The following is an 18335-nucleotide window of genomic DNA, read 5'->3' as shown; positions in this document are numbered from 1 at the left end:
AAATAAAAAATCCTACCGAAGTAGGATTTTAATTTTAGAATGTGTAGCTTAAGTTTAGGCTTAGTCCTACACCTCTTTTATAATCTCTTACAATTAATGAATCCTCTAAAATAGCAGTTCTATTATTCGAACCTAACTCGAATTTTTGAACTGGATTTAAAATATTGTCCGCTGAAAATTTTGCATTTAAGTTTTTAGTTAATTTACTTGACAACACTAAGTCTAACTTGTGAAATGGTAATTCGTAAATATGATCTAATCCTGCAGTTCCAACAGAATAAATATTCTTCCCTTTTACTCCATATACTAAAGTAACGGTGTTTTTAATTTTTTGATTGATGTTGAATTCATATTTTGCATCAGCATTAATTACCCAATTTGAAGCACCTTGTAATTCTCTTGTTCTAGTATTTTCTAATTTGTTGTTATCAGCAATTTCTACTTGTGTTTTCATTAATGACGTATTAAAACCTAAAGACACATTTTCTAAATTTGAAGATATATTTGACATGTTTAAGATAAACTCAAACTCAGCACCATATAAGTTAGCCACTTTTGAATTTTTGTATGTTGTTAATAAAGAAGCACTCGCTTCATAAATTCTTTCAATTGGGTCTTTAATGTTTTTAGCATAAACTCCAACCGCAAACATATCTTTTTTGTCTGAGAAGAATTCGTATTTGAAATCTGCATTTAAATTTTGAGTATCTACTAAATCTTTATTTCCTAATGTTACAGTCCCATCAGGATTTACAATTTGTACCGGTAACAATTCCATTAAAACAGGTCTTGTTATGGTTTGAGATGCTGCAAAACGTAAATTAGATTTGTCATTTAATTTATATTTTGAATTAATGGCTGGCAAGAAATAGTTTTTCTTAACTTGGTTTTTAATGTACGTGTCATCAAAACTTGTAGATGTATTTAAATCTCTATATTTAATAATTCTATTTGATGCTTCTAATCGTAAACCTCCATTAATTTCTAATTTTTCATTTATATTAAATAAAAGGTTTGCATATCCCGCATTTACAAATTGATCTAATTTTTGTTTGTACGATACATTTGATTCTTCTCTTTCGAAAATTAAACCATTTTCCGCATCAGACATAATTTGGCTATTAATATCATTTATATCAGTAGTGCTTTGTAAACCAGAATTAATAGGAATAGAAGCAAATAATCGATAGGTAGCACTTAAATTGTTTCTGAAAGAATTATATCCTACAGATAATTTATTTGTTTTTCCATCAATTTCTTTTCCAAAATTAAAGTTGTATTCTACTAATCCACTCATAAAATAGTTCCCTTTAATTCTAAAGTTTTGACGGTTAAGTGTATTTCCACCATAAGTATTTGAAAACGAATCGTTATTACGCAAACCAACTAAGAATTTTCTATCAGGCAATTCAAAAATAGTTTTCACATAAGAAACCGCAGCTTTTACACTGTGCTTATTATCTGAAGTTAATTTGTAACTTGTCGATAATTGATTGTTAAAATAATCAGATTGTTCAAATTGATTCAATCTAATTAATCTATTTGGAATACTTTTTTGTGTTGCAGAAACTCCAAATTGATCTTGAATTAAACTTTCTGTAGTTCTTAAAAACATCGAATTGGTTGCAATTTGAAATCTATCAGATTTATATTTCAAACCTAACAATGCAGATGTACTTGTAATATAATTGTATGAGGTATTAACGAAATCATTATAATATTCATTTCCACCTTCAATAAATGTTCTTTCTACTCCCTGTCTAAATTGGTATTTATTATCCCAGTTTAATGACATTAAATAAGAAAATGAACGATTTTTGTCAAATTTAAATTTGTCAGAATGACTAAAACTTATACTATTATTAATTGGCGCACTAACTTTATCTACATTCCAAGAATTGTTTGCATAGCCGTTTTTATATTCTGTAGAAGTTAATGACACATTTCCTACGTTTCCATAAGGTGTTGGTATAGTTCTAAATTTCTTTTGAATTCCGAAAAAACCTTCGCTATTATTAGCCGTTTCAGCTAATAAGAAATCAATTCCATTATTACCTGTAACATAACCAAAACCTAAGCTAAGTTTAGTTTGAGCGCTTTGTGGCTCAGAAGTTTCTACATTAATTGTTGCTCCAGCAAAATCTCCAGGAATATTAGGATTAAATGTTTTGTACACACTTAAAACACCAACAATATCCGTAGGAAATAAATCTAATGGAATAATTTTTTTAAACGGGCTATTAGATGGAACTTGTAAATCGTTAATTAATAAGTTGTTGTATCTATTTTCTAAACCTCTTACAAAAAGCCCTTTAGATTCTGCTTTAGTAATACCGGTTACTTTCGTTAATCCTTCTTCTACATCGCTAATCCCTTTTCTTTCCATTTCTTGGGCACCGATGCTTTGTTTCATTTCAACTGCTTTTTGTTGTTCTTTCAACAAAGCCGTTTCTTTGGTTTTATTTGTAGAACCTTTAATTACAATTCCTTCAATACTATTCGAATTTTCTTGTAACGCTACGTTTTCAGTAATCGTTTCATCTGCAGCAACAGTAATAGCTTTTTCAAAAGTTTTATAACCAATGAAAGCATACACTATTGTATATTTTCCAGGCTTCATAGCAATTTCATAAGTACCATTAATGTCAGATTCCGCATTTATCATGGTTCCTTTTAAAGATACCGAAACAAAACTTACAGGTTGTTTGCTGTCTTTGTCTGTAATTAACCCAGTAACTTTAGCTGTGTTTTGAGCGAATGAGATTACCGTAACGAATAATCCAATAAATAGAAATTTTAATTTCATGAGTTTGTGTTTATTTTTGTTGCAAAAATAGAACCACCTTAATTATGTAAATGTTACTTAGAAGTTATTTATTAGTTTAGATAGTGTTAAGATAATGTTAACAGATTAAATAATAGTAAATAAGTATGTAATGTCATTTTTATATATAATTTTACACAAGTTAAATTATTTTAATTACTTTTATATTTAATATGAAAAAGAAAGACATAAAAATATTATTGGTTGATGATGAACCGGATATTTTAGAGATTGTTGGTTATAATTTAGAGCAAGCAGGCTACCACGTTACCAAAGCAGAAAATGGTAAAGAGGCGGTTAAACTTGCGATAAAAGTTAAACCACATCTAATTATTATGGACGTAATGATGCCAGAAATGGACGGGATGGAAGCGTGTGAAAAAATTAGAGAAATCCCAGAATTAAAAGATACAATTATTACCTTTCTTACCGCTAGAAGTGAAGATTACTCGCAAGTAGCTGGTTTTGAAGTCGGGGCGGACGATTATATTGCCAAACCAATAAAACCAAAGTTATTAGTTAGCAAAGTAAAAGGATTATTACGCAGACTTAAAGACGAAGAATTAGAAAATTCTGAAACATTAACGGTTGGGAATTTGCAAATTAATCGCGAAGAATATAAAATTATTAAAGACGGCGTAACCATCGTTTTACCAAGAAAAGAATTTGAACTTTTATATTTATTAGCTTCAAAACCAGGCAAAGTATTCACCAGAGCCGAAATTTTAGATAAAGTTTGGGGCAATGAAGTCATTGTAGGCGGAAGAACCATAGATGTTCACATTAGAAAACTTAGAGAAAAAATTGACGAAGATGTTTTTAAAACCATCAAAGGCGTGGGTTATAAAATTGAATTAAATGGCGATTAGTTTTAAAAAATCATACAAATTTGCCTTTAAATCATCACTTTATATTTCGTTTTTTGTAGTTTTAAGTTTGTTGGTTTATCATAATTTCATTCAGCCAATTAACTATTTTATTCTGATAGTTTTTCCAGTAACGCTATTTTTCTTTAGTTTTTTTCTAATGCAATATCGTGTAGAAGTTTTTATCTACAAACGCATAAAAAAATTATATGATGAGGTATCTTTATTAGACGCTACTTCTTTACAAAACAAAACCGTTACCACTGATGTTTCTACTTTAACAAATGACATTAGAAATTTTGCAAAGGAGAAAAAAATCGAAATTGAATCGTTAAATATTCGAGAAGAATACAGAAGAGAATTTTTAGGTAACATTTCTCACGAATTAAAAACACCACTTTTTACAGTTCAAGGCTACTTAGATACGCTTATTGAAGGGGGTGCTATTAAAGATAAAACCTTACGCGTAAAATATATCGAACGCGCTTCAAAAGGCGTTGAAAGGCTAATTAATATTGTACAAGATTTAGATATGATTTCTAAATTTGAAGTCGGTGATTTAAACATCGACATCGAAGGATTTGATATTATTAACGAAATTCAAAACGTTTTTGATCTTTTAGAAATGAAAGCCGATGCCAAAAACATCATTTTAATGTTCGATGAAAAGTACATTTCTCCCATATTTGTGTATGCCGATAAAGATAAAATTCAGCAAGTTTTAACCAACTTAGTGATGAATTCAATCAAATACGGAAAAGAAAACGGCACTACAGAAATTGCGGTTGAAAAAATAAGTAAAACCAAAATTTTAGTACGTATTTACGACAACGGACAAGGAATTGAGCAACAACATATGTCAAGAATCTTTGAACGTTTTTACAGAATTAATAAAAGTGGTTCAAGAGAAGAAGGCGGTTCGGGCTTGGGCTTAGCCATTGTAAAACACATTATTGAAGCACATAACGAAAAAATATTTGTGCAAAGTACGTATCAAAAAGGCTCTGAGTTTTCGTTTACCTTGAAAACGAGTAAATAATTGCGTTACCAAAACTTTAATTTTTATACTTTTGCAACATAAAATTAATTGTTGTGGGAAGTAAAAATAAATTAAAAAGATTCAATGAAAATGCTACGTTTTCAAATGTTTTTCAACCAACTCGTGAAGAAGTAGTTAGCGATAGTTTAGCATTAAAAGGAAAATGGAATTCAGATTTCTTTAAAAACAATAACCCAATTGTTCTTGAATTAGGCTGTGGAAAAGGCGAATATTCTGTAGGTTTAGCAGAAAAATTTCCAAACAAAAACTTTATTGGAATTGATATTAAAGGTGCCCGATTTTGGCGCGGTGCTAAAACCGCTGTAGAAAACGGATTAAATAATGTGGCGTTTCTTCGTACTCAAATTGAATTAATTAAACATTGTTTTGATGAAAATGAAGTAGATGAAATTTGGATTACCTTTCCAGATCCACAAATAAAATACAAACGCACAAAACACCGTATGACCAATTCTGAATTTCTTCAGAATTATAAAAAAATACTAAAACCTAACGGGTTGATGCATTTAAAAACGGATAGCGAGTTTATGCACGGCTACACATTGGGATTATTGCACGGTGAAGGACACGAAGTTTTATACGCCAATCATAACGTTTACAACAACGCAGGTGCACCAGAAGAAGTAACAAGCATTCAAACGTTTTACGAAAGTCAGTATTTAAAAATAAATAAAAGCATTACGTACATTCAATTTAAAATAAAATAATGTCGATATTTTTAGCTTTTGCATTTGCAGTTTTGTTTTCGTTTGTGGGGGTTTTGCCTCCAGGAATTGTAAATATGACTGTGGCTAATTATAGCGTTAAAAAAACATTATTCAAAGCTAAAAAGTTTATCAATGGCGCTATTTTAGTGGTTTCTATTCAAAGCGTTTTAGCGTTTTATTTTGCTACATTTTTAGAGAGCCATCCGCAAGTAATGCAAAATTTAAAATTTGTAGGAAGTTTAGTTTTTATATTATTAACCTTATTTTTTTTAGGTAAGGGAATTCAAAATGCCATTCATACTAAAGATGCCATTAAGAAGAAGTCAGCAAAAAGCAAACTAAAACCCTTTTTACACGGTATTTTTATTTCGGGATTAAACATTTTCCCAATTCCATATTATGCGTTTGTAAGTTTGTATTTATCAGCTTTTATTGAAGATTTTTTTACTAATTTAGTTGGTTTAGCATTTGTTTTAGGTACAACCTTAGGCACATTTACAGTGTTTATGGGGTATGCTTTTTTGTTTCGAAAAATCAAACATAAAGTAGCGTTTTTTATTAAAAATATTAATTTTATAATTGCTATCATTACCGGATTAATTGCCATTTTCACCATTTATAACTTGAATAAATAAACTTTTTTTGCCACGAATTCACGAATTTTTTTTCAGTAGTTTGTGAAATTAGTTCATCTAAAGATGAATTCGAATACAACGAATTGATAATTAATTCGAAAATTCGTGGCAAAACATTTAATTCAAATTTATTAGACCCATTATCTTGATATCGCAATAAAGGCAAGTTTGTGATTACAAACATCAAATAAGAAAAGCGATACCATATGACAAATAAAAAAACAATAATTATCTGCATATGAAAATAAAAGAAGACAATTTTTTTGAACGTGTTTACGAAGTTGCTCGAAAAATTCCTTACGGGAAAGTAACTTCATATGGAGCTATTGCCAAAGCGTTGGGCGCGGGTCGTTCTGCAAGAATGGTCGGTTGGGCTATGAATGCGTGTCACGGACAAGATGATATTCCGGCACATCGCGTGGTTAATCGTATAGGACTTTTAACTGGGAAACACCATTTTGAAGGGACTAATTTAATGCAACAATTATTAGAAAGCGAAGGCATTCAAGTAATTGATAATCAAATAATAGATTTCAAAAAACACTTTTGGGAACCTGATTTTTAGATGATTTTCCTATGTTTTAATCACATAAACAAATCCTATACATTCATTAACAAACTTTTATCGTTTGTCATTTGTCATTTGTCATTTTCAAACTATCTTTGCAATTCAGATTCAGTTTAAATAAAAGTAAAAAAGTTCACCCAATAAAATGAAATTAGATAGAAAAGAAATACTTACCGCATTAGAAACCATTTCAATTGCTGGAGAAGGAAAAAATATGGTAGAAAGTGGTGCGGTTCAAAACGTAGTAACTTTTGGAGATGAGGTAGTTGTAGATGTAATTTTAACCACTCCGGCTTTACATATAAAAAACCGTGCAGAAGCCGATATTAAAAAGGTAATTGCCGAAAAAATAAATGCTAACGCAAAAGTTAAGGTAAATATTAAAGTAGAAGCTCCAACAAAAGAAGAAGCCAATACCATTAAAGGAAAACAAATTCCTGGAATAAGCAATATTATTGCAGTTTCTTCAGGAAAAGGAGGTGTTGGAAAATCTACTATTACAGCAAATTTAGCCGTTGCTTTATCTAAAATGGGATTCAAAGTAGGTATTTTAGATGCCGATATTTACGGGCCTTCTATGCCAATTATGTTCGATGTAGAATCGGCTAAACCCATTTCAGTTGAAATTGACGGTAAATCAAAAATGCAACCGGTACAAAGTTACGGGGTAGAACTATTATCCATTGGATTTTTCACTAAGCCAGACCAAGCGGTTATTTGGCGTGGTCCGATGGCTTCAAAAGCCTTAAACCAAATGATTTTTGATGCCAATTGGGGCGAATTAGATTTTATGTTAATCGATTTACCTCCTGGAACAGGCGATATTCACTTGTCAATTATGCAATCGTTACCAATAACAGGAGCTGTTGTAGTTAGTACACCACAAGCGGTTGCTTTAGCAGATGCCAAAAAAGGAGTTTCTATGTTTATGTCCGATGCGATTCAGGTTCCAGTATTGGGAATTATCGAGAATATGGCCTATTTTACACCAGAAGAACTTCCAGAAAATAAATATTATATTTTTGGAAAAGAAGGCGCTAAAAACTTAGCAGCAGATTTAGAAGTGCCGTTTTTAGGCGAAGTACCTTTAGTACAAAGTATCAGAGAGGCAGGAGATTACGGAAGACCAGCGGCAATGCAAACAGGAACGATTTTAGAAACTGTTTTTGAAGAATTAGCCAGAAGTGTAGTAGCAGAAACCGTAAAAAGAAACGAAAATTTACCTGCTACAGAAGCGATTAAAATTACAACAATGGCAGGATGTTCTGCTGTGAAAAAATAGATATTTTAAATTTCTTAGACATTTCAGTCTAAAAATCTAAAGATTCTAATCATCTAAAAGTCTAAATAAATGACAGAAATTGAAATAACCGAAAACATTGAGAAAGCTTTAGCTGAAATTCGTCCGTTTTTAAATTCAGACGGAGGCGATATTGAATTAGTAGAAGTTCTTGATGGCAAACACGTAAAAGTTAGATTACAAGGCGCTTGTACGAGTTGCAGTTTAAGCATCAGCACAATGAAAGCGGGTGTAGAAACTACCATCAAAAAGTTTGTTCCGCAAATAGAAACAGTAGAAAATATAAAATAGTAGACTTCGGACATTAGACTTTGGACATTAGACTTTTTACATTAAGACTTAAATAAAATGATTGAAACAGATATATTAATAATTGGAGCAGGTCCTACAGGACTTTTTACTGTTTTTGAAGCCGGTTTATTACAATTAAAATGTCATATTATAGATGCACTTCCTCAACCAGGAGGGCAGTTAGCAGAATTATATCCAAAAAAACCCATTTTTGATATTCCAGGTTATCCAGAAGTTTTAGCTGGCGATTTGGTTACCAATTTAATGGAACAAATTAAGCAATTTCAACCGGGTTTTACTTTAGCTGAAACGGCTGAAACTATAGAAAAATTAGAAGACGGTACATTTATTGTTACTACTAATAAAGGTACAAAACACAAAGCAAAAGCGATTGCAATTGCGGGCGGTTTAGGAACTTTTGAACCCAGAAAACCTGTTTTAAAAGACATAGAATTTTACGAAAATGAAGACCGAGGTGTCGATTATTTTGTAAAAGATCCAGAAAAATATCGAAACAAAAATATTGTAATTGCAGGCGGTGGCGATTCTGCGTTAGATTGGAGTATTTTTTTAGCAAACGTAGCAGCTTCGGTTACGTTAATTCATCGAAGAAATGAGTTTCGTGGGGCATTGGATTCAGTAGAAAAAGTTCAGGAATTAAAATCTTCAGGTAAAATAAAATTAATCACTCCAGCAGAAGTTTCGAGTTTAAACGGTACGGAAAGAATTGAATCGATTACCATTGACACAAATGGCGAGCAAATGAATGTACCTACCGATTATTTTATACCGCTTTTTGGTTTAACACCAAAATTAGGTGCTATTGCTAATTGGGGATTAGAGATTGAAAAAAACGCCATCAAAGTAAACAATGCCTTAGATTATCAAACCAATATTGATGGAATTTATGCTATTGGCGATGTAAACACCTATCCTGGAAAGTTGAAGCTAATTTTATGCGGATTTCACGAAGCCACACTAATGTGTCAAAGCGTGTATAATCGAATTCATCCGGGGAAGCGTTATGTACTAAAATATACCACTGTTTCTGGCGTAGACGGATTTGACGGAACAAGAAAAGAAGCAGAAAAAGCGGTTGTAAAAGCAATAGATTAATATGAGTCAAGACGTAACCTTATTTATTACGGATAGAAACGGAGTGAAACACGAAGTGTTGGCCCCAACGGATATGAATATGAATGTGATGGAACTCATCCGTTCTTATGAATTAGCAGAAGAAGGAACTGTTGGAATTTGTGGCGGAATGGCTATGTGTGCTTCGTGTCAATGTTATTTACTTAACGATGTTTTAAAAACTGAAAGAAACGACGATGAAGAAGCAATGTTAGCTGACGCCTATCACGTGAAAGATAATAGTCGATTAGGGTGTCAAATACATATTTCGGAAGACTTAGAGGGCTTGGAAATAGAAATAGCACCAGAACAATAAAAAAAGCGAGAAGTATTTCTCGCTTTTTTATTTTATTTATTGAAATGCCTGTTCCAAATCGGCAAGTAAGTCTGAAATATCTTCTACACCTACGCTTAAACGAACTAAATCGTCTGTAATACCAATTTCTTTTCTTTTTTCCTCAGGAATTGATGCGTGTGTCATTAATGCAGGATGATTTGCTAACGATTCCACACCACCTAAAGATTCGGCTAACGTGAATACTTTTACTTTTTCTAACATTTTAATCGCATCGGCTTTCGCACCCGATTTAAAGGTAAAAGAAACCATACCGCCAAAACCACCAATCATTTGTTTCTTGGCAATTTCGTGATTTGGATGACTTTCTAATCCTGGATAATAAACAGTAGCTACTTTTGGATGATTTACTAAATATTCCGCCACTTTTGCTCCGTTTTCACAATGTCTTTGCACGCGTAAGTGTAATGTTTTGATGCCTCGTAATACTAAATAACTATCCATTGGACCTAAAGTTCCACCTGTTGCAAATTGAGCAAAGTGAAGTTTTTCGCCTAATGCTTCATCTTTTACGATTAAGGCACCAGCAATTACATCACTATGACCTCCTAAATATTTAGTTGCGGAATGCATTACGATATCTGCACCTAAATCTAAAGGTTTTTGTAAATAAGGCGTGGCAAAGGTATTATCTACTGCAAAAAGCAAGTTGTGTTTTTTAGTAATTTTCGCAATTTCGGCAATATCCGCTAATTTCATTAATGGATTGGTTGGCGTTTCTACCCAAACCAATTTCGTATTTTCATTAATTAACGACTGAAATTTTTCAAAATTCGTCATATCAATAAAATGAAATTTTATCCCAAATTCTTGATAGATGCGCGCAAACATTCGGTACGTTCCACCATATAAATCGTCCATCGCAATGACTTCATCGCCAGGTTTTAATAATTTCATTACAGAATCTGTTGCTGCTAAACCAGAAGCGAAAGCTAAACCTCTCACCCCATTTTCAATACTGGCTAACGCTTGTTCTAAAGCGGTACGAGTGGGATTGGCAAATCTACTATATTCGTATCCTTCTGCTAAAGGCACACCTGGACTTGTTTGTACAAATGTTGAGGTTTGATATACTGGTGGCATCACCGCTCCAGTACTTGGATCGTGATGTTGATTGCCGTGAATTACTTTGGTGTTGAATTTCATTTTTATATTTTTTAACTATTATATTCCTTGTTGTTTGTCGCCCCGCAAAGCCCTATATTGTTTTCTGGCTTCGGTAAAATAAATACTATCGGGATGTTCGAGAACTACTTTTTCGTATAAATTTTTAGATTTTTCTAAATCGTTCAGCTGGTTTTTATAAATTTCAGCTGAATAAAATAAGGCTTCATCAATATAAATTCCGTCTTTGTGATTGTCTAAAATGGTTTGATAATAACCAATTGCTTTGGCAAAATTACCTAATTTTTCGTAATTTTTTCCTACTTTATATAACGTTCCGGCTTCAATTGATTGCCCTTTGTGTTTTTCTAAAATTTGTAAAAATGCTTCTAATGCGTCTTTTGGTTTGTTTTGATATTCTAATAAATCGGCTTTTGAAAAATCTTGTAACGCCACTTGAAGTGAATCTTCTGCAGAATTATCGCTAATTAACAAAAACAATTCTACGGCGTCATTCGCAATTAACTGGGTAGAAGCTTGTTTCAATTCGCCTGCTTGTTTTTTTGCCCAATTGAAATCTTTTTTAAAGAAGCTGGTTTTTGCCATTCGCATACTAGCTTCGTGCGAAAATTCATCATTTGGTAAATCGTTTTGAATTTGCGCGTAATAAATAATCGCTTGATTGAACTTTTCGTTAAATACAAAAACATCTGCCAATTCCATTTTTACTTTTGCTTTCTGCCGAATATTTATTGGCATTTCCATAGTTGCATCTAAAAGTGCTTTTGCTTTTTCAAAATCATTCAAATAAAAGGCTTTGAAATGGGCTGCTAAAATTCGTAAATCTATGGCATAAGGCGAATTTCCATACTGGCTTAATAGCGTCTCAAATTTTGTTTGAATCATTGAATATGTTTCTGGTTTTGCAGTTTCAATTTCGTTTTTTAGCAGAAAATATTGCGCATTTAAGATGGTTGATTCGTCCGTTGTGTTTTGTAAAATAAATTGAAAAATAGCTTGTGCGGTTTCGTTTTCTTTTTCGTTTACACAAATTTGCGCCAGTTGAATGATGTCGTCAAACGATTCTGGATTTCGTTTATAAATCGATTTTTCTTGAATAAAAGCCTTGTTGTATTCTTTCAGATTTATGTAAAGCCAACTTAAAAACTGATTCCAATATATGTCTTGTGTTTTTTGGGTGCGAAGTAAAAGTTCTTTTTTTAGCGAATTGGCAAACACATTCTCAGCATCATCTTGCATAAAAAACACCAATTGATTTTGTACACTTAACGTCGAATTTATGTTGGCATATGAGTAATCTAATAATTTCACCACCATCACATCTAAATTTCCCATTTGACCTTGAAGCAATGCCATTTGGTAATCGAAATTCATACTTGAATTTGTTTTTTGAGCTATTTCGTACGTGGAATATGCCTGAAGTAATAACGATTTTTGCTCATAAGCTTGCCCGATTTGATAGGCGTAATTGGGTTGTTTTGCTACAACATCAAGGGCTTTTTTGTAATACAAATCGGCTTTGTTTTGGTCTTTTTCTAATTGCGCATTGTATCCTAATTCAACAAAAATAATTGGCTGATTGTTTGCTTCTTTTTTGTTTAATAGTACTTTTTCTGCTTTATCGAATTGTTTTAAACCTTGAAAACAAGCCACTAATTTTTGAGTAAAATAGAAATTATTAGGTTGTTTTTTTTCCATTTCTTCATACAAAGAAGCCGCTTTATCAAATTCACCTTTGTCAAAGTAATTTTGTGCCAATTGTTCGTTTTGAGAAACTACAAGCAGCGAGAAAAAAGACAATATGATGGTATAAATTTTTTTCATAAAAAGAATGCACTAAAGTAACAAAAAATGGTTAGCTCAGTGCATTATTAATAAAGATTTAAGATTAGTTTATAATATCAAACCCAGTATATTTTCTTAAAACTTCAGGAATTACGATGCCTTCCGGCGTTTGATAATTTTCTAAAATCCCTGCTAAAACACGAGGTAAGGCTAATGAACTTCCGTTTAAGGTGTGTACCAATTGGTTTTTGCCATTCGCATCTTTGTATCTTAATTTTAATCGGTTTGCTTGAAAGGTTTCAAAATTAGAAACAGAAGAAATTTCTAACCAACGATCTTGTGCAGTTGAAAACACTTCAAAATCATAGGTTAACGCCGATGCAAAACTCATATCACCACCACATAAACGTAATATACGGTAAGGTAATTTTAATTCTTGTAATATTTCTTTTACGTGTTCTACCATTCCGTCTAAAGCGGCATAAGAATTTTCAGGTTTTTCTATACGAACAATCTCAACTTTATCAAATTGATGTAAACGATTTAATCCACGAACGTGCGCACCATATGAACCTGCTTCTCTTCGGAAACACGGCGTGTAACCTGTACACAAAATAGGTAAATCGTTTTCTGAAACTAAATCGTCTCTAAAAATATTTGTTACGGGTACTTCTGCAGTTGGAATTAAGTATAAATTATCTGTAGCATCGTGATACATTTGTCCGTCTTTGTCGGGTAATTGTCCCGTTGCATAAGCGGATGCTTCGTTTACTAAATGTGGTACTTGGTATTCTTTATAACCTGCATCGGTATTTTTATCTAAGAAATATGAAATTAGTGCTCGTTGTAATTTGGCGCCTTTCCCTATGTAAACAGGAAAACCCGCACCAGCGATTTTTACACCTAATTCAAAATCAATAATGTCATATTTTTTAGCTAATTCCCAATGAGGTAAAGCTCCCTCGTGTAATTTAGGAATGTCTCCCTCTTCAAAAACGTTTATGTTTTCTTCAGGTGTTTTTCCAAAAGGAACAATTTCGGCTGGTAAATTTGGTAATTTATATAATTCGTCTTGCAATTGATTCGTAATTGCATTCAAACTTTCGTTTAAAAGTTTAGAATTTTCTCTAATTTGAGTGGTTTTTTCCTTTAAGATTTCGGCTTTGGCTTTTTCACCATTTTTCATCATTTCGCCAATATCTTTGGATAATTTATTAGATTCAGCTAACAAATTGTCTAATTCTACTTGCGTATTTCTACGTTTTTCGTCTAATTCTACAACGAGTTCAACAACGGCAGTGGCATCGAAGTTTTTTTTCGCCAATCGCGTGATTACTTCTTCTTTGTTTTCTCTAATAAATTGGATTTGTAACATATTTCTTTATTTTTGGAAAGCAAATGTAAGGAATTGTTGTAAATTTTTTAGAAAAGTCCGCATACAAATGTGTAGAATGTTTAAAAATTGAAAATATTTACTTAGTTTCGTGTTTTAATTTACAATAATGAAAAAAATTATTTATTTCTTTTTCGTTTTATCTGTTACTTTTTGTTTTTCTCAAACTACAGAATTAGAATTTGAAAAAATGGTGGAATCCGAATCAAAATCGGCCGCATCCACAATGAATGTTCAAGTAAATCCGAACACACAAAATTATGATATTACTTATCATGAGTTACGTTTTACAGTAAACCCGAACAATACACCTGCTGCTATTAGCGGTATTGTAAAAACCACTTTTACGGCTTTAGCAAATATGAATTCTATCACTTTTGACATGGCTACTCAGTTAGTAGTGAGTTCCGTTACTATGAATAGTGTGAATTTATTTTATTCCCAAAGTAATTACGAGTTAAACATTAATTTTCCAAGTACAATTACCACTGGAACAAGCACTTCAGTTATAATTACATATGCTGGAATTCCTCCAACTGCCGAAGGGGCTTTTACAAGAGGAACTCACGCAGGAACACCTGTAATATATACCCTTTCTGAACCTTTTGGCGCTAGAGATTGGTGGCCTTGTAAGCAAGATTTAAATGACAAAATCAATAGTTTTGATATGTATATTACGGCACCTGCTACTTTTAATAGCGTATCGAACGGGTTACAGCAAAGTAGAGTTGTAACAGGATCAAATGCCACAACACATTTTAAACATTTATACCCAATTCCGGCCTATTTGATTGTATTAAACATAACCAATTATGTGGTGTATAATCAACAAGCTGGTCTAGGAACGCTAGCTTCACCTTTCTTCCCAATTATTAATTATTTATATCCAGAATCTAATACAACTACCATTCAAAATCAGTTGGGCGTAACTCCAGGGATTATGAATTTATTTGAAAGTTTGTTAGAACCTTATCCTTTTAGAAATGAAAAATATGGTCATGCGCAGTTTGGTTGGGGTGGTGGCATGGAACATACGACAGTTTCATCAATGGGAAGCTTTGGAAGAGATTTAATTTCGCACGAGTTAGCTCACCATTGGTTTGGTAATAAAATCACTTGTGGTACTTGGAAAGATATTTGGTTAAATGAAGGATTGACAGAATACATGTCTGGTTTAGTTCATGAACAAGATGGGGCAAGTAATTTTGTAATTTGGAAAAACGGAAAAATTAATAATATTACTTCACAACTTGGAGGCGCTACTTATTTATCTGATGCTGGCGCATTAAATGTAAATACAATTTTTAGCTCAAGATTGACCTATAATAAAGGCTCGATGATTACGCACATGTTGCGTTGGAAATTGGGAGATGTGAAATTTTTTCAAGGGTTAAAAAGTTATTTAGCCGATCCTACTTTAGCCTATGGATACGCCGTTTCTGCGAATTTGAAATCGCATTTAGAAGCTGCGGATAACGGCAACAGTTTAACGGAATTTTTCAACGATTGGTTGTACAATCAAGGATATCCTACTTATACTATTACGGCTCAAAATTGGGGCGCTGGACAAGCAAAAATTAGTGTAAATCAAACGCAATCTCACTCCAGTGTTTCTTTTTTTGAAATGCCTTTAGAAATAAGATTAACAGGAAGTGGCTCACAAGTTTTAGATGTTGTAGTAAACAACACAACTAACGCTCAGGAATTTATTGTTTCGGTTCCTTTTGTGGTAACGGGAGTTGCTTTTGACCCAAATAAACATATTATTTCTAAAAATAATACAGCTACATTAGGCACTGAAAATTTTGATATGAATTCGGCGATTTCTGTTTATCCAGTTCCTTCAGAAAACGAATTAACTATCCAATTCCCGAGTAATGTAACTTTATACAAAGTGGAAATTTATAATAATTTAGGGCAACTTTTAAAAACAGATTTCAAAAATATGCTTGATATTTCTGAACTTTCAAGTGGTGTTCATTTTTTAAAAATTGAAACTTCAGAAGGGGTATTTCACAAAAATTTCATAAAAAAATAGGGTAACCATAAAATAATATTAAAAAGTAAGGTGAAAACCTTACTTTTGCTTTTTAAATACAAATCAAAATTACAATGATTCAAGTTGCACAAATACTTTTTATATTATCGGTTTTAGTAATTCTTCACGAATTTGGACACTATATAACAGCAAAAATGTTTAAAATGCGAGTAGAAAAATTCTACTTGTTTATGGATGTTGGTTTTTCATTATTGAAGAAAAAAATCGGCGAAACCGAATGGGGAATTGGCTGGTTGCCATTAGGTGGTTATGTGAAAATTTCAGGGATGATTGACGAAAGTATGGATGAAGACCAAATGAAACAAGAACCACAACCTTGGGAATTTCGTTCCAAACCAGCTTGGCAACGATTAATTGTAATGTTAGGCGGAATTATAGTTAATATTTTATTAGCTTGGTTTATTTACACAATGATGTTTTCTACTGTAGGCCAAAAATACATTTCTACTGAAAAAATTCAAAAAAACGGATTGGCATTTGGCGAAGTTGGGCAAAGTGTAGGTTTTAAAAATGGCGATAAAATTGTTTCAATTGATGGCGCTTTGCAACCTAAGTTTAATTGGGCGGTAATTGATGTTTTACTGAGTAATGAAGTGATTATTGATAGAAGCGGAACCGAAGTAAAATTAAATTTAACAGATGAACAAAAAGGTGAAATTTTAGGAAGTGAAGGAAAAAACTTCATACAACCAAGAATTTCAAGTATTTATATTGATTCGGTAACGCCAAAATCGGAAGCGGCGAAAGCGAAATTAGTAAAAGGAGATATAATTAAATCAGTAAACGGCAATCAATTTAGTTATTTTGATGTTTTTGCTGAAGACTTAAAAAAATTAAAAAACGACTCAATTAATATAGTTGTTGAAAGAAATTCTAAGTTAGTAAATCTAAGAGCCAAAGTAAACCCAGAAGGCAAATTAGGATTTATTCCAAAAACCAAAGATAAATTTGATTTTCAAATTATAAATAAGCTTTCATTCGGTGAGGCAGTTTCTGCAGCAGTAAAAGAATCGTATCAACTATTAGTTTATAACGTTAAACAGTTTAAATTAATACTAAAACCAGCAACTGGCGCATACAAACAAGTAAAAAGCCCTATCGGTATTGCACGTCAATTACCTGATTCTTGGGATTGGGAATTTATTTGGAATTTCACAGCCTTATTTTCAATTGGCTTGGCTTTTATGAACTTATTACCTATTCCAGGTTTAGATGGCGGACACGCATTATTTACGATTGTAGAAATGGTTACAGGTAAAAAATTATCAGACAAAGCAGCAGGTTACGTGCAAACAGGAGGAATGATTTTCCTACTTTCTTTAATGGCATTAACGTTTGGAAAAGACATATATCAGTTGATTTTAGACAAATTAGCAAATTAAAATAAAAAAGTGTTTAAATATTTTTGATAAAATAAAAATTCAATTATATTTGCACTCGCTTAAATATACAAGCAACTTCCTTCTTAGCTCAGTTGGTTAGAGCATCTGACTGTTAATCAGAGGGTCCTTGGTTCGAGCCCAAGAGAGGGAGCAAAAGTCCAACATTTATGTTGGACTTTTTTTATACAATAAAGTATGGATAATCTTGTTTACATATTATTTTCTAAAAAGTTGGAAAAGCATTATATTTTACAGAAAATCTCGAACAATGAGCAGCGTTTCATTTATTCTGAATAAAAATAAGTTTCCTGGAAACAGAAATGGTTTCTGACTTGTTATTTCATTTGTAAATTTATAATGCGGCTTGTACCTATTAACTTTAAAGATGGTTTTTAATTCAAAAAAACAGTAAATTATTTTTTTAAAATAAAAATTCAATTATATTTGCAATCGCTTAAATAAAGAAGCAACTTCCTTCTTAGCTCAGTTGGTTAGAGCATCTGACTGTTAATCAGAGGGTCCTTGGTTCGAGCCCAAGAGAGGGAGCAAAACAAAACCCGATACGAAAGTGTCGGGTTTTTTTGTTTTTTCAATAAGAAATGACTTTTCAACAAATTATCATATTTGTTTTTTATTTTTGTGTTAAAATGACGTCTAAATGTCGGTAAGTTGTCAAACTTATTTTAAATAAGGAGAATTATATTTGCATTATGGAATTTGGTACAAGATTAAAAGAGATTAGAACCTGTTTGAATATCTCACAAAAAGAACTTTCAGAAAAAACAAGATTAACGCTAAGAACAATTCAACGAATTGAGAACAATGAAGTGAAGCCTAGTCTTCATTCTATT

At 32.2% G+C, this 18335-nt stretch carries 16 protein-coding genes and 2 tRNA genes; 14 read left to right on the top strand and 4 right to left on the bottom strand.

All coding sequences use genetic code 11. From position 1 onward, the window contains the following. Positions 1-34: 34 nt before the first annotated feature. Positions 35-2806 (bottom strand): carboxypeptidase-like regulatory domain-containing protein, encoded by a 2772-nt coding sequence (locus ACIQ16_RS04890; RefSeq protein ID WP_396149182.1) that lies wholly within the window; start codon positions 2804-2806, stop codon positions 35-37. Positions 2807-2997: 191 nt separating this feature from the next. Here ACIQ16_RS04890 and ACIQ16_RS04885 point away from each other — a divergent pair, with 191 nt between their 5' ends. From ACIQ16_RS04885 to ACIQ16_RS04845, 9 genes are all read left to right on the top strand, one after another. Beyond that, complete coding sequence (locus tag ACIQ16_RS04885) at positions 2998-3693, top strand: response regulator transcription factor (RefSeq protein WP_396149180.1); 696 nt, start codon at positions 2998-3000, stop codon at positions 3691-3693. Further along, positions 3683-4729, top strand: coding sequence for a sensor histidine kinase (locus tag ACIQ16_RS04880; protein WP_396149178.1), 1047 nt, complete (start codon positions 3683-3685; stop codon positions 4727-4729). The genes ACIQ16_RS04885 and ACIQ16_RS04880 overlap by 11 nt, the downstream gene beginning before the upstream one ends. A gap of 53 nt (positions 4730-4782) precedes the next feature. Next, a complete protein-coding gene (trmB, locus tag ACIQ16_RS04875; protein WP_353079541.1) occupies positions 4783-5457 on the top strand; it encodes a tRNA (guanosine(46)-N7)-methyltransferase TrmB in 675 nt (224 codons plus the stop codon). After that, the gene (locus ACIQ16_RS04870) at positions 5457-6092 is read left to right on the top strand and encodes a LysE family transporter (RefSeq protein WP_396149176.1); all 636 of its coding nucleotides are present in this window, start codon (positions 5457-5459) and stop codon (positions 6090-6092) included. Before trmB ends, ACIQ16_RS04870 begins: the two co-directional genes overlap by 1 nt. A 244-nt stretch (positions 6093-6336) precedes the next feature. After that, the gene (locus tag ACIQ16_RS04865) at positions 6337-6657 is read left to right on the top strand and encodes an MGMT family protein (protein ID WP_396149289.1); all 321 of its coding nucleotides are present in this window, start codon (positions 6337-6339) and stop codon (positions 6655-6657) included. Between the two features lie 148 nt (positions 6658-6805). After that, on the top strand, positions 6806-7942 hold the full coding sequence (locus ACIQ16_RS04860) for a P-loop NTPase (protein WP_396149173.1): 1137 nt from the start codon (positions 6806-6808) through the stop codon (positions 7940-7942). Positions 7943-8011: 69 nt separating this feature from the next. Next, on the top strand, positions 8012-8251 hold the full coding sequence (locus ACIQ16_RS04855; RefSeq protein WP_353079544.1) for a NifU family protein: 240 nt from the start codon (positions 8012-8014) through the stop codon (positions 8249-8251). Between the two features lie 57 nt (positions 8252-8308). After that, complete coding sequence (locus tag ACIQ16_RS04850) at positions 8309-9367, top strand: NAD(P)/FAD-dependent oxidoreductase (protein WP_396149169.1); 1059 nt, start codon at positions 8309-8311, stop codon at positions 9365-9367. 1 nt (position 9368) lies between these two features. Further along, the gene (locus tag ACIQ16_RS04845) at positions 9369-9701 is read left to right on the top strand and encodes a 2Fe-2S iron-sulfur cluster-binding protein (RefSeq protein ID WP_291242256.1); all 333 of its coding nucleotides are present in this window, start codon (positions 9369-9371) and stop codon (positions 9699-9701) included. Positions 9702-9737: 36 nt separating this feature from the next. Here ACIQ16_RS04845 and ACIQ16_RS04840 read toward each other — a convergent pair whose 3' ends face one another. The 3 genes from ACIQ16_RS04840 to serS form a co-directional block, all read right to left on the bottom strand. Beyond that, entirely contained in the window at positions 9738-10886 is a 1149-nt protein-coding gene (locus tag ACIQ16_RS04840; RefSeq protein ID WP_396149167.1) for a cystathionine gamma-synthase, read from the bottom strand. Positions 10887-10904: 18 nt separating this feature from the next. Next, positions 10905-12689 carry a tetratricopeptide repeat protein gene (locus ACIQ16_RS04835; RefSeq protein ID WP_396149165.1) on the bottom strand — a complete coding sequence of 595 codons (1785 nt, stop codon included), beginning with the start codon at positions 12687-12689 and terminating at the stop codon, positions 10905-10907. 64 nt (positions 12690-12753) lie between these two features. Continuing rightward, a complete protein-coding gene (gene serS, locus ACIQ16_RS04830; protein WP_396149163.1) occupies positions 12754-14025 on the bottom strand; it encodes a serine--tRNA ligase in 1272 nt (423 codons plus the stop codon). A gap of 127 nt (positions 14026-14152) precedes the next feature. On the opposite strand from serS, the gene ACIQ16_RS04825 reads away from it, so the two are divergent. From ACIQ16_RS04825 to ACIQ16_RS04805, 5 genes are all read left to right on the top strand, one after another. Continuing rightward, entirely contained in the window at positions 14153-16081 is a 1929-nt protein-coding gene (locus ACIQ16_RS04825; RefSeq protein WP_396149161.1) for a M1 family aminopeptidase, read from the top strand. A gap of 74 nt (positions 16082-16155) precedes the next feature. Continuing rightward, positions 16156-17484 (top strand): RIP metalloprotease RseP, encoded by a 1329-nt coding sequence (gene rseP, locus ACIQ16_RS04820; protein ID WP_396149159.1) that lies wholly within the window; start codon positions 16156-16158, stop codon positions 17482-17484. 77 nt (positions 17485-17561) lie between these two features. Further along, positions 17562-17635 (top strand) — tRNA-Asn (locus ACIQ16_RS04815). A 321-nt stretch (positions 17636-17956) separates the two neighbouring features. After that, a tRNA-Asn gene (locus tag ACIQ16_RS04810) sits at positions 17957-18030 on the top strand. 164 nt (positions 18031-18194) lie between these two features. Next, positions 18195-18335 (top strand): helix-turn-helix domain-containing protein (locus tag ACIQ16_RS04805; RefSeq protein WP_396149287.1); only part of this gene is annotated, 141 nt, incomplete at its 3' end.

The sequence above is a fragment of the Flavobacterium sp. genome (genome assembly GCF_044360715.1).
Classification (GTDB): Bacteria; Bacteroidota; Bacteroidia; order Flavobacteriales; family Flavobacteriaceae; genus Flavobacterium.
Note: the sequence above shows the minus strand (reverse complement) of the source record. Positions and strands in the feature narration are given on the sequence as shown.